Source organism: Asticcacaulis sp. (genome assembly GCF_047605585.1).
Classification (GTDB): domain Bacteria; phylum Pseudomonadota; class Alphaproteobacteria; order Caulobacterales; family Caulobacteraceae; genus Asticcacaulis.
The window spans coordinates 362,537-375,520 of sequence record NZ_JASGFK010000003.1 but is presented as its reverse complement, the minus strand read 5'-3'; the positions used below and the strand labels follow the sequence as shown (position 1 = coordinate 375,520).

At 60.3% G+C, this 12,984-nt stretch carries 11 protein-coding genes; 7 read left to right on the top strand and 4 right to left on the bottom strand.

The window, feature by feature from the left end; translation table 11 throughout:
• Nucleotides 1-71: 71 nt before the first annotated feature.
• Together QM647_RS10950 and QM647_RS10945 are read right to left on the bottom strand one after the other, a co-directional pair.
• Nucleotides 72-1,439 (bottom strand): PleD family two-component system response regulator, encoded by a 1,368-nt coding sequence (locus QM647_RS10950; protein WP_414995549.1) that lies wholly within the window; start codon nucleotides 1,437-1,439, stop codon nucleotides 72-74.
• A 9-nt stretch (nucleotides 1,440-1,448) separates the two neighbouring features.
• The gene (locus tag QM647_RS10945) at nucleotides 1,449-1,817 is read right to left on the bottom strand and encodes a response regulator (RefSeq protein ID WP_414995548.1); all 369 of its coding nucleotides are present in this window, start codon (nucleotides 1,815-1,817) and stop codon (nucleotides 1,449-1,451) included.
• 242 nt (nucleotides 1,818-2,059) lie between these two features.
• Here QM647_RS10945 and QM647_RS10940 point away from each other — a divergent pair, with 242 nt between their 5' ends.
• The 6 genes from QM647_RS10940 to QM647_RS10915 are packed head-to-tail and all read left to right on the top strand — an operon-like array spanning nucleotide 2,060 to nucleotide 10,039.
• Nucleotides 2,060-2,530 carry a RidA family protein gene (locus tag QM647_RS10940; RefSeq protein WP_414995547.1) on the top strand — a complete coding sequence of 157 codons (471 nt, stop codon included), beginning with the start codon at nucleotides 2,060-2,062 and terminating at the stop codon, nucleotides 2,528-2,530.
• Between the two features lie 21 nt (nucleotides 2,531-2,551).
• On the top strand, nucleotides 2,552-4,255 hold the full coding sequence (locus tag QM647_RS10935) for an Hsp70 family protein (protein WP_414995546.1): 1,704 nt from the start codon (nucleotides 2,552-2,554) through the stop codon (nucleotides 4,253-4,255).
• The gene (locus QM647_RS10930; protein ID WP_414995545.1) at nucleotides 4,246-5,964 is read left to right on the top strand and encodes a J domain-containing protein; all 1,719 of its coding nucleotides are present in this window, start codon (nucleotides 4,246-4,248) and stop codon (nucleotides 5,962-5,964) included. Before QM647_RS10935 ends, QM647_RS10930 begins: the two co-directional genes overlap by 10 nt.
• A gap of 58 nt (nucleotides 5,965-6,022) precedes the next feature.
• Nucleotides 6,023-7,426 (top strand): M20/M25/M40 family metallo-hydrolase, encoded by a 1,404-nt coding sequence (locus QM647_RS10925; RefSeq protein ID WP_414995544.1) that lies wholly within the window; start codon nucleotides 6,023-6,025, stop codon nucleotides 7,424-7,426.
• An 11-nt stretch (nucleotides 7,427-7,437) separates the two neighbouring features.
• A complete protein-coding gene (locus QM647_RS10920) occupies nucleotides 7,438-8,850 on the top strand; it encodes a M20/M25/M40 family metallo-hydrolase (protein WP_414995543.1) in 1,413 nt (470 codons plus the stop codon).
• A gap of 46 nt (nucleotides 8,851-8,896) precedes the next feature.
• Nucleotides 8,897-10,039 (top strand): GNAT family N-acetyltransferase, encoded by a 1,143-nt coding sequence (locus tag QM647_RS10915; protein WP_414995542.1) that lies wholly within the window; start codon nucleotides 8,897-8,899, stop codon nucleotides 10,037-10,039.
• Here the strand turns inward: QM647_RS10915 and QM647_RS10910 are convergent.
• Complete coding sequence (locus QM647_RS10910) at nucleotides 10,036-11,088, bottom strand: acyltransferase family protein (RefSeq protein ID WP_414995541.1); 1,053 nt, start codon at nucleotides 11,086-11,088, stop codon at nucleotides 10,036-10,038. The genes QM647_RS10915 and QM647_RS10910 overlap by 4 nt on opposite strands.
• Before the next feature lie 99 nt (nucleotides 11,089-11,187).
• On the opposite strand from QM647_RS10910, the gene QM647_RS10905 reads away from it, so the two are divergent.
• Nucleotides 11,188-11,556, top strand: coding sequence for an Mpo1-like protein (locus tag QM647_RS10905; protein WP_414995540.1), 369 nt, complete (start codon nucleotides 11,188-11,190; stop codon nucleotides 11,554-11,556).
• Here the strand turns inward: QM647_RS10905 and QM647_RS10900 are convergent.
• Complete coding sequence (locus QM647_RS10900; protein ID WP_414995539.1) at nucleotides 11,516-12,982, bottom strand: sulfotransferase; 1,467 nt, start codon at nucleotides 12,980-12,982, stop codon at nucleotides 11,516-11,518. The genes QM647_RS10905 and QM647_RS10900 overlap by 41 nt on opposite strands.
• Nucleotides 12,983-12,984 lie beyond the last annotated feature (2 nt).

The window sequence follows — 12,984 nt, the reverse complement described above, 5'->3', positions numbered from 1 at the left end:
GTCCCCCCTATACCCGGCGCGGCTTTTTTGCGTCTGGGGGTTAGGCGTACACCACGAATATCGCCACGCGCTTAAGCCGCAGCTCTGACAATCACGCGATTGCGGCCGGACTGCTTGGCCTCATAGACGCCCTCGTCCGCCCGCTTGAGCAGGGCTTCCGGCGAATCGCCCAGGCCCTGGGAAGTGGCGACGCCTACCGAGACCGTCACATCGAGTTTACGGCCATCGGCCAGCACAAAGGGTGTATCGGCCACCTGGGAGCGGACGCGTTCGGCGATATTCAGGGCGGCGGCCTGATCGGTTTCCGGCATCAGCACCACGAACTCCTCACCGCCGAAGCGGCAGGCCATGTCGATAGCCCGGACATTCAGGCTGAGGCGGCGGGCGAATTCGCGGATCACCTCATCACCGGCATCATGGCCGTAGGTGTCATTCACCCGCTTGAAATGATCGATATCGAGCAGCAGCACCGAAAGCGCCGGCCCGCCCTTGACGTGGCGTCCCATGGCCAGGTTCAGGTGGTGATCGAGGAAACGGCGATTGTTCAGGCCCGTCAGCGGGTCGGTCACCGCCAGTTCCAGCGACTTGTCGAGCGTATTGCGCAGGAAGTCGCCATAACGCTTGCGTTTGATCTGGGTGCGGGCGCGGGCGCGCAGTTCCAGCATGTCGACGGGGCGCGGCAGCACGTCATTGACGCCCAGTTCCAGCGCCTTGAGCATCATCTTGCGCTCATCGGCATTGATGATGGCCAGGACAGGTCGCTGGCGCGTGGCCTCATGCGTGCGTAGCTGGGCCACCCAGCGCAGGGCATCGAAGGTTTTGGCAGTCAGGTTGAGCACGATCAGATCGACTCGGCCGGCAGCGATCTTCAGCGCCTTTTCCGGATCGGTTTCGTAAGCGCAGCGATGATCTTCACCCAGTTGCAGCATCAGGCGCTCGGCCTGGCGGACATTGTCGTCGAGAATCAGCACATTGCCGGTGGCAGATATCTGGCGCTCATACAGCGCCTGATCGATCAGGCCGGCGCGGCGCGAGGATGATTCGCGGGCGCGCAGGTCATCGACCATCTGCTTGAGCCGCACCAGGGCCTGCAGGCGCGCCATCAGCACCACATCATCGACCGGTTTCGTCAGGAAGTCGTCGGCGCCCGCTTCAAGCCCGGACAGGCGATCCTCACGGCCGTCCAGGGCGGTGATCAGGATGATGGGGATATGGCGGGTCTCGGGGTGCTCTTTCAGCTGCCGGCAAACTTCGTAGCCGTCGATTTCCGGCATCATGACATCGAGCAGGATGATATCCGGCTGTTCCTCGATCGCCACGGCCATGGCGATACGGCCGTTGGCCGCCGTCAGGGTCTCGTAGTACTCGGCCTCCAGCTTGGCCTGGAGCAGGCGCACATTGGCGGCAATGTCGTCAACGATCAGGACGCGGGCAGTCATCGGGTGGCTTTACCCCAGGTAGCGGCGAACCGTATCGAGGAAATGGGTGACGGAGATCGGCTTGGAGATATAGGCCTCGCAACCGCCTTCGCGGATGCGCTCCTCGTCGCCCTTCATGGCGAAGGCGGTGACGGCCACGACCGGGATATGGGCCAGCTCATCGTCTTCCTTCAGCCACTTGGTGACTTCCAGGCCGGAGATTTCCGGCAGCTGGATATCCATCAGAATCAGGTCGGGGCGGTGCTGGCGGGCCAAGGTCAGGGCGGACAGGCCTTCGCCCGTCTGGAAGGTTTCGTAGCCCTGCGCATCGAGCAGGTCATGAAACAGCTTCATGTTGAGTTCGTTGTCCTCAACGATGAGAACCTTCTTTTGATTCATACCCAAACCTTCGAACATGTCAGCGCTCTGACCCACATCAAACTGTTGTTTTTACCGAATCGACCGCTTGGCGGGCCCGGCTTTTGATACCGCCACCTTACAGGGACTCTCTTAAGCCGAGGTGAAGGGGAAGGTAACAAAAGGTAAAAATGGGGATGGCCGAGGCGATTGCAAATCGGCTATAGCTGTCGGCAGTTCGCGCCCTTCACCCGGCGCCATTGCCTTATGAAAAAGGACTTTCCATGTCGAAAAGTGAAGAGCGCCTGCGCGCCCTCGGTATCACCCTGCCCGTCCCCACCGCGCCGGTAGCCAATTACGTGCCCTTCGTCCGCACCGGGAATCACGTCCATATCTCCGGTCAGCTCTCCAATGACGCCAATGGCGGAATCAAGGGTACGGTCGGCGTCGACGTGACGCTGGAACAGGGCGTGGAAGCCGCCCGCCTGTGCGCCATCAACCTGCTGGCTCAGATGAAGGACGCCGCCGGCGGCGACCTCGACAATGTGATCCGCGTGATCAAGCTCAATGCCTTCGTCCAGGCCGGTCCGGAATTCTACAATATCCCGCAGGTTATCAATGGCTGCTCGGACCTGATGGTGGCCGCGCTTGGCGATGCCGGCAAGCACGCCCGCTCGGCGGTTGGCATGTACAAGATCCCGCTCGGCTTCGCCGTCGAGATCGACGCGCTGATCGAGGTTACGGATCGCCGGTAAAGGTTATCCAAGGGGGGGATCATGATTATCGGTATCGATCTGGGCACTACCAACTCCGCCGTTGGGGTATTTCGCGATGGCAAGGCGGAACTGATTCCGAACAGCCTGGGGCACAATCTGACACCTTCGGCTGTCGGGCTGGATGACAATGGCGAACTGCTGGTCGGCTTGCCGGCGCGTGAACGACAATCGACGCACCCCAAGCTGACCACCAGCGCCTTCAAGCGCTATATGGGATCGCGCCGGACCACCCGGCTGGGTCAGCGCGACTTTTCTCCGGAAGCGCTGTCCGCCCTGGTGCTGCGCAGCCTCAAGGCCGACGCCGAGGCTTTTCTGGGCGAACCGGTGACCGAGGCGGTGATCACCGTTCCGGCATATTTCAACGACAAGCAACGCAAGGCGACGAAACGCGCCGGCGAACTGGCCGGCCTCAAGGTCGAGCGCCTGCTGAACGAGCCGACGGCCGCCGCCCTCGCCTATGGCATTCACCAGCTTGCCGATGAATCGCAGTTCCTGGTCTTCGACCTGGGCGGCGGGACGTTTGACGTGTCGATCCTGGAAATCTTCGAGGGTGTCATCGAGGTTCGCGCCTCCACAGGTGACGCACGTCTGGGCGGCGAGGACTTCAACGACCTCCTGATACGAGCCATGCGCGCCCGCTTTACCGATGACTGGAAACTCAAGCTGGGCGAAGAGGATGCCCTGCACCAGATTCTGCGCGCAGCAGCGGAAAAGGCGCGCCGTGAGCTCACCAGCCAACCCGAGGCAAAGATGGCGGTGCAATGGCGCGGTAAGGCCTACGAGCATGCGGTTTCGGCCGAGGCATTCGAAAATCTGGCCGCGCCCCTGATAGAGCGTTTGCGTGAGCCGGTCCTGCGCAGCCTGCGCGACAGCGATATCCGCACGGAGTCTTTAAGCGAAATCGTTCTGGTTGGCGGCGCCACCCGAATGCCGGTCGTCCGCAAGGCCGTCACCCGCATGTTCGGCCGGTTTCCGGCGCAAACCCTGCATCCGGATGAGGCTGTCGCCCTGGGCGCCGCGGTGCAGGCCGGCCTGAAGGCGCGCGACCAGGCGCTGAAGGAAGTGGCCGTAACCGATGTCTGTCCGTTCAGCCTGGGTGTCGGGATTGCAGAGCGCGAGCATAACGGCAACCTGCGCCACGGCATTTTCTCACCGATCATAGAACGCAATATTGCCGTGCCGGCCAGTCGCGTAAATACCTATTCGACCCTGCAGGATGGCCAGTCGCTGATCGAATTTGAAATCTTCCAGGGCGAGTCGCGCTATGTGACCGACAATATATCGCTCGGCAAAATTTCCATACCTGTACCGCGCAAACCGGCGGGCGAGGTTTGGGTAGATTGCCGTTTTACCTATGATATCAATGGATTGATCGAAGTCGACGTCCATGTCCCACTGACGGACGAAAAACGGCAGCTGGTCATTATGGATGAGGATGGCCCGTCAGGCACTGATCTTGAAAAGCAGCGCAAGGCTCTGGAAGCGCTCAAGGTGCATCCGCGCGATAATGATGCAAACCGTGCTGCCCTGGCCAGGGCCGCACGCTGTTACGAAAATTTTCTGGGAGACAAGCGCGAACAGGTCAGCGGCCTGATGCGTTATTTTGAGGGGGCCCTGGAAAGCCAGGACAATCGCATCATCGATCGCGCCCGCGATCAGTTGCTATCCGCTCTGGATGCGCTCGAAGGCGAAACATGGCTGTAAACTCGATCTGGAAGACGCTCGGCATCCCGCGAACAACGGATCGCCGCGAGATTCGCCGCGCCTATGCCCAGAAACTGAAAGTCACAAATCCGGAAGACGATGCGGAAGGCTTCAAGGCTTTGCGCGAAGCCTATGAACGCGCTCTGTCCCTTGCCGATGGCAAATCAGCACCCGTTGTCTCTGGGCCTTCCGTCCCTGCGTCGAAAGACGACACATCTAAAAAAACGCCAGTTTCTTCGTCGCCTCCCCCCGAAGGCACTCCCCCTCCCACCGGCAAGACTACCACCTTTCAGGCGGTCAAAATGCGTCTGAGGCAAATCCTTGCGTCTACGAGCGCGACAGACGCGGAACGGCTGGACGCCCTGACTGACTTTTTCAGCGCCCCAGCCATGGATAGCCTCGACACCTATACCGAAAATGAAATCTGGCTTGCGCGGCTGTTACTGGCAAATATTCCACGCAGCGATCCGCTGATTACCGCCACTATCGAGCACTTCAAGTGGCGGCAGCAGGTTCGTGGCATCAGACGCTCGCCCTTACTGCTGCAGGTCCTCCAGAGGCAGCAGGACATTGCCTACCTGACCGCCGTCAAAAAGCGGGAGCATGAAAATCACAAGGCCTTCCTAGCCCTGACAGGGGAGCCAGAAGACATAAATTTCAGGCGGCGTCTGCGGATGCCATTACCTGATACCATCGCCGATCTGTTGAAAGATATTCGCACAAACCGGCCCTCCGTCGTGCGCGATCTCAATCCTCAGTCCGTATCTGCCTGGGACACCTTTTTCAACCGCCCCAGACTGCCTTCCTGGGGCCTGTGGTGCCTGCTGGCCACCCCACCTTGTCTGCTGCTGATTCTGCTGTCGCTTTACACACCGAGCACAGCCTGGCGAATACTGATCCTGCCACCGCTTATCTTGCTCGCCGCGACCGTCGGCATGCTGGCCTATCATTATGGCTTCGAAGTGCCACGTTGGCGGGCACATCACCGCGCTTCTAAACGCCCCTTACCGACCTGGCTGCGTTTCGGCTGGCTTCCCATCACAGTCTTCCTGCCTTTTTTAGGCGCTACACCGGAATTATCAAAACCTGTGGGCGACGCCTTTACCCCACTGGCTCTGAGCTGCGCCGGGCTGACTATTATTCTGTCCGTATTGATGCTGATCTGGGCCGCAGCCGTAGGTGAGGCCGACATACGTCCCGGAAAACTCCCTCCCTGGCTAAGGCCAGTCTATGCTTTAGGTCTTTTGATCCTGTTGTGGCTTTTTAGTCTGGGACACTTCTCTCTGCCGACCGATGTCGCTTTGTCAGCCGCCCTCCTGGCCGGTGTTTTCAATACCGGGTTCGCCAAGATGAACCTGTTCGGTGCATGGATGCGCTTTGGCAAGCCTACTCAGCTGCTGCTTACCACCTTTGTCTTTCTGCTCACGGCTGGCGTAGCTGTCTGGTTCGTTTATGCGCTCGTTTTGCCAGCCCAGCTTATCTGGGCACTTGCTTCCCTGATCGTCCTCTCCGTCGTCCAGCGCCTGCCCTTGCTGGTCGCAACCTACTTCCCCCCTTTCTGGCGTATCATCTGGCTACCGATTTTCATTGGCTTTCATCGTGGTTTTGACATTCCCTTGCCCATGACGGCTTTGTGCGGCCTGATATTGCTGGCCTGGAACCTGTTTTCCTTGATCTGGACAGCCAAACGTATCTGGAGCGAAGCCTAAGAGGCAATTGTGCGTCCGCGAAAGGGGTGTTAGCGTCACCTCTTTTACGGGGGTACATATGGGTCTGAAGTCTGTTTTGCTGGCCGTCACATCGGTTCTGGCGCTTTGCGGCACCGCTCAGGCGGCGGACGATGGCGAACCGGCCTTCCGCACGCTGTTCAAGGAACTGGTCGAGACCAATACCGCGCCGGGCGTCGGCAGTTGCACCCTCGCCGCTCAGCGCATGGAAGCCAGGCTCAAGGCGGCGGGCTACACCGATGCCGACATCCACCTCTTCATTCCCGACAGCGCGCCGAATGACGGTGGGCTGGTCGCCACCCTGAAAGGCACCGGCTCGAAGAAGAAGCCGATCCTGCTGCTGGCCCATATCGATGTGGTGGCCGCCAAGCGCGAGGACTGGACGCGCGATCCCTTCACGCTTTTCGAAGAAGACGGCCAGTTCTACGGCCGCGGCGTCGCCGACGACAAGGGCCAGGCCGCCATCTTCACCGACCTGTTGATCCGTTACAAGCGCGAGGGCTACAAACCCAGGCGCGACATCAAGCTGGCGCTGACCTGCGGCGAGGAAACCGAGGGCGTCTTCAACGGCGCCAAGTGGCTTTCCGAGACCCACAAGGACTGGATCGACGCCGCCTTCGCCCTGAACGAGGGCAGTTATGGCTCGGACGATGCCTCCGGCAAGCACGTTTCCTTCGATATCGAGGCTGCCGAGAAGGTCTATCAGGACTTTACCCTGCAAACGACTAATCCGGGCGGGCACTCCTCGCGCCCTGTGCCGGACAATGCCATTTATGAGATGGCCGATGCCTTGAAGGCCGTTTCCGCCTACGAATTCCCGGTGAAGCTCAACGACGCCACGCGCGAATACTTCACCCGCATGGCCAGCATCGCCGGACCGGAAGACGCGGCGGCCATGCGCGCCATTGTCGCCAATCCGCAGGACGCGGCGGCCGATGCGCAACTCTCCAAGAACCCGGCCTGGCATTCGATGCTGCGCACCACCTGCGTCGCCACCCTGATCGAGGGCGGTCATGCGGTGAACGCCCTGCCGCAGAGCGTGAAGGCCAATGTCAATTGCCGCATCTTCCCCGGCACGCCGGTGGCCGAGGTGCAGCAGGCCCTGGCCACTGCCATCGCTAATCCGAAAGTCGGTCTGACGCTCAATGGCGCCCCCAGCCCGGCTACCCCGGCGCCGGCGCTCGGCCGCGATATCCTGGGGCCGATCGAAAAGGCCGTGGCCGAGGTCTATCCCGGCGTGCCCGTGCTGCCGACCATGGAAGTCGGCGCTTCGGACGGCATCTACACCACCGCCGCCGGCATCCCGACCTATGGCCTCTACGGCTTCTTCGAAGGCCCGGACGATGGCAATATCCACGGCCTCAATGAACATGTCGGCGTGCAGTCGCTGATGGAGGGCCGCCGCTTCTTCCACACACTCGTCAAGCTTTACGCCGATCAATAAGGGGACCGATCATGACACTGAAATCCAGCCTGCTCGCCTTTACCGCCGTTCTTGCTTTCGCCGCCCCCGCTTTCGCCGCCGATAAATCGGGTGATGGCGAACCGGCCTTCCGCGAACTCTACAAGGAGCTGGTCGAGACCAACACCACCCTTTCCGCCGGTAGTTGCACGCTGGCGGCCGAACGCATGGCGGCGCGCCTGAAGGCCGTGGGCTACAGCGATGACGATATCCACCTCTTTTCCACGCCCGAGCATCCCAAGGAAGGCGGGTTGGTTGCTGTTTTCCACGGCACCGGCTCGAAAAAGAAACCTATCCTGCTGCTGGCCCATATCGACGTGGTCGAGGCGAACCGCGCCGACTGGACGCGCGATCCCTTCACCCTGGTCGAGGAAGGCGGCTACTTCTACGCGCGCGGCGCTTCGGACGACAAGGCGATGGCGGCGGTCTTCACCGACCTGATGGTCCGCTTCAAGCAGGAGGGTTACAAGCCGAAGCGCGACATCAAGCTGGCTCTGACCTGCGGCGAGGAAACCTCCGGCGCCTTCAATGGCGCGGAATGGCTGGGGCAGAACCACAAGGACTGGATTGACGCTGCCTATGCCATAAACGAGGGCGGTTCCGGCCAGCTGGATGAAAACGGCAAGATGACCGCCTTTGGCGTTCAGGCGGCGGAAAAGGTCTTCCAGAACTACCAGATCGAGACCACCAATCCTGGCGGCCACTCCTCGCAGCCAGTGCCGCAGAACGCCATCTACGATATGGCGGCGGACCTGACGAAGCTGAGCGCGCTGGAATTTCCGGTCGAGTTCAACGAGACGACCCGCGCCTACTTTACCAAGATGGCCGATATCACTGGCGGCGAAACCGGCGCGGCCATGAAGGCGCTTCTGAAGGATCCGAACGACGCGGCCGCCAATGCCATCGTCTCGAAGGACAAGAAGTGGCATTCGATGCTGCGCACCACCTGTGTCGCCACCATGATCCAGGGCGGCCATGCCACCAATGCCCTGCCGCAGCGCGTCGATACCAATATCAACTGCCGCATCCTGCCGGGCACCTCAGTGGAAAGCGTGCGTCAGGTGCTCGACCAGGCGATTGGCGATCCCAATCATCACGTCACCATACTGGAACCGCGCAGCCCGGCCACGCCCTCGCCGGCGCTCGATCCGGAGATCATGGCGGCGGTCGATGCGGTCAGCAGCAAGCTGTTCCCTGGCGTGCCGGTCCTGCCAACCATGACCACAGGCGCGACCGACGGCATTTACACCACGGCGGCGGGCATCCCGACCTACGGCATCTCCGGCATGTTCGTCGATCCCGATGGCGGCGGTGTCCATGGACTGAACGAGCGCATCCGCGTCAAATCGCTGATGGATGGACGGAAATTCCAGTATCAGTTCGTGAAAAAGCTGGCGGACCTGTAGCTTTCCGCCGCTTCATGCTCATATAGCCGACATGACCTCCGCCCTGATGCTCAAAGTTCACAGCCGTATCGACGAGATTGGCGAAAGTGCATGGAACAGTTTAAGGGATGACGATAACCCCTTCACATCCTTTGCTTATCTTGAAGCGCTTGAGGCCACGGGATGCGTCAATCAGGCCAGCGGCTGGCAGCCGGTGCATCTGTCGCTTAGCGATGACACCGGCGCCATCCGGGGCGCCATGCCGCTCTATGTCAAATACCATTCGATGGGCGAATATGTCTTCGACCAGTCATGGGCGCGCGCCTATGAACAGGCCGGTGGTGACTATTATCCCAAGCTGCAGGGCGCCATCCCCTTTACACCGGTGACAGGCACCCGCCTGCTCTCGCCCGATCCAGAGGTCCGGCAAGCCCTGGCGCAGGCGGCGATTTCGCTGTGCGACAGTAACAAACTATCGTCGCTGCATATCACCTTCCCGCGCGAGGACGAATGGCATCTGATGGGCGAGATGGGCCTGCTGCAACGGCAGGACCAGCAGTTCTGGTGGGACAATGCGGGCTATGCGTCGTTCGATGATTTTCTCGCCGCCCTCTCCTCCAACCGCCGCAAGGTGATCCGGCGCGAGCGGCGAGACGTGCAGGAAAGGCTTGATCTGAAATGGATCGTCGGCAGCGAGATCACCGAAACACATCTCGATCAGCTTTATGGCTTTATCGAGAATACCTATGACCGCAAGTGGGGTACCGGCCGCCCCTATCTGACGCGGGACTTCTTTAGCCGCATCCGCGAGACCATGACCGACCAGATGGCGCTGGTCTTTGCCTATGAGGGTAATGAGGCCGTGGCGGGCGCGATCAACTTCATAGGACGTTCTGGGGCAGGCGATACGCTCTATGGCCGGCAATGGGGCGCTTTGATCGATGTGCCCTTCCTGCATTTCGAGGTCTGCTACTATCAGGCCATCGATTTCGCTATTGCGCGTGGCCTGAAGCGCGTCGAGGCGGGCACGCAGGGCGAGCACAAGCTGTCGCGCGGCTACATGCCCAATCCGGTCTATTCGGCGCACTATATCCGCGACAAACGCCTGCGCGCGCCGGTGGAGGCCTATCTGGTGCGTGAACGCGAGGCCGTGGCGGAACAGATGCTGATGCTGGCCGAAGAGGCTTCGCCGTTCAAGAAGGGTGGCTAACCCGCCACGCCCGTGTGGCCCCTGGTGCGCCAGGGCAGTCCCTTAAGATAGTGGCGCAGCATCCGGTCTAAACGCACCAGCGCAAAGCTCACCGCAAGCGCCAGAACGGCCATGCCCACGGTCCGCACGGGTGCTGACAGATCAGTTATCGGCAAACTATAGTACAGCAGTGCATAGATGGGCACATGAACGATATAGAGTGGATAGGACAGATCGCCCAGAAGCGCCGCCACTTTTCCAAAAGCGACGCCCGTCTTCATTTTTGAGGCCGTCACGATCAGCGCCGGCAGCAGGATCAGTATATTGGGCAGCAAGGCCCGCCCATCGGCAAACAGGAAGCCGGTAAAGACAGCCAGTGCCAGCCCGATTGGAACAATGGCCGGCATATCGGGTACACGATGGCGCTCTTCGTAAATGACAGCACCCAAAAAGAATTCCGCAATCACCCTTGGAAAACCCATCCAGAAATTATCAATACTCCAGCCCGGATTAACCTGCCGGGTAAGCAGGACGCAGGCCGCATATATCACCAGGGAAACGACCGCCAGTATCTTGAGGTCCCTCTTCCGGCAAAAGGCGACATAGGCGAAAAAGGCCATATTCACGGCCATTTCAAAGAACAGGGACCAGGATGGCGCATTGAGCGGAAACAATACGCCATATGTGGCGCCGCCATTGATGGTCCAGATCAACCGGTTGAAATCCGGCAATATCAGGATACCGGAAAGCGTTGCCATCGAGATATCGCCACCCGACACGCCTTGCACCAAGGCCGCGACGACGCCCAGAATCAGGCCGATCAGATACAGTGGCCACAGCCGAAGCAGTCTCTGCCAGAGGAAATGGCGGAAGGCCATGCCTTGCGCAATCCGGTCGCCATAACCGTGCATGATCACGAATCCGGAAAGAATAAAGAACAGGTCCACGGCTATCGGTGCCGCCTTGAACCAGTTCAGGCCATTATGTTCCGTATAGTGAAACAACAGGATGGAAATGGCCGCCAGGCCGCGAATACCGTCGAGCGCATGAAATCTGGTCTTTTCGGTCATCGCCTCTCACCTTGTCGGGACGGACAGAGTTAAACCAAAGTCCTAACCATTCGGTTTCCACGGCGACCTGTGCTAAACTCGGGCAAAGGGACGAAATCGATGACCGAGCGTTATAAAACCTATTCCGCCTTCTTCGACTTTTACCTGAGCGAACACAGCCTGCCTGCGACACGCGCCGTGCATTATCTTGGCTCGACCTTCGGCATTCTGGCGCTGATCCTGACCGTCACCACGCGCAATCTTTTATGGATTCCGGCTGGGCTGGTGGCGGGTTACGGCTGCGCCTGGGTCGGGCATTTCTTTATTGAGCACAATCGTCCGGCCACTTTCAAATATCCGCTGTGGTCGTTTATGGGCGACTATCACATGTTCTTTCTGTGGCTGACTGGCGGCTTAACCAAGCGCCAGCAACGCGCCGAAGAGCACCTCAGGCCTTGTGATAGGCCTGACGGAACGCCGTCATCATGACCTCATAGGCGCCGGCGGCGCCGACACGACCCGTATTGATCGGATTACGCACCTGCGCGACGCTGGCCGTCATCACCGAACGCTTCTGCAGATGGGGCGTGAACACCTGCCGCTCCTCGTTCAGGCCGACATGAGCCAGAATGCGGCGCGTCCAGACGTCCGGCGTACTGACCAGATCCTCATAGGCCACGGTCAGTATGCGCTCTGGGAAGGCCTGCGCCCAATGGGCGTGCAGCCGGTCCTCAAGCCGGAAATAGGCAGCGATATCGTCCAGGGACCACGTCCAGTTCAGCGAATCCTTGAAGTGGGTGCGGAAGTTGGACAAGGCGCAATCCTCCGGATTACGGCGTATCCACACCATGCGTGCGCGCGGCAGCATATGCAGGATAAGCCCCACGATCGATGACTGATCCAGGGATTTGTCAACCACGCGCAGATCGGCCCCCAGCCTCTGCCTCAACATGTCGAGATAATCGCGCCCGAGATCACCCCACGGGTCGGCCGAAATGACGCGTCGCTGATAGTTTTCAGCTTCCGGCAAAGTGCCTTTGCCGACAGAAATCAGGGCGGAGCGGATCAGGTTCAGCTCGCCTCCGCCCTGTACGGCTGAATGGCTGCTGATGATCTGCTCAACCAGGGTCGTACCGGAACGCGGCAAGCCATTGACAAAGATCGGCCGATCGCTGTCGCACCCGGAAGGGGTCAGGTGTCCGAACGCCTCCGGCGTGAAACCAGTGATCACTTCGTCGACAAAACGGGCATAGCCGGTCATGTCGAAGGGCGCCGCGGCGTGCATGATACGCGCGCCCTGCTGGTATAAGGCAGCGGCCATGGCCCTGTTCCCGCCGTCGTCATACGCCTTGGCCAGAGTATAGAACCATTGGGTACGCAGGTCGGGCGAAAGATTATTTGGCAATTGCGGCGTCAATGCTTCCATCCGCGCCAGATCGGGATCGCCCGCCTCGAACTTGCGGATCAGGCCCAGGCCAAACCAGGTCTGGATCGTCAGGGGCGCTTTCTCCAGTACACGGCGGAACAGAGACTCCGCGCCAGCGAAATCTCCCTGCTCTGACGCGGCCATGGCGCGGAAATGCAGAACCGAAGGCAGTTCCTGGATCGCGGCCGGCAAGCTGTCGAGCACAGACAGCGCTTCAGCCGAACGCGCACGCTTCGCCAGAAGAGTACAGTAGGCCAAAACGTTATCGAGAGTCTGTGGCTGGGTCTGGGCCAGGCGCCACATCGCTTCCAGCTCAAGGTCGGTTTCACCGATGGTGCCGGCAAGATGCGCAACGCTGCGCCAGCGCTCGCCAGCCGATGGCGCTGCCGCCATGTCCTGTCGCAACAATGCCACCGCTTTACGGCGGTCGAGCGCTTTAAGGGATTCCAGAGCCTGGAGGACGAGCGGTTGGGCCAGAGACGTGGTCATAC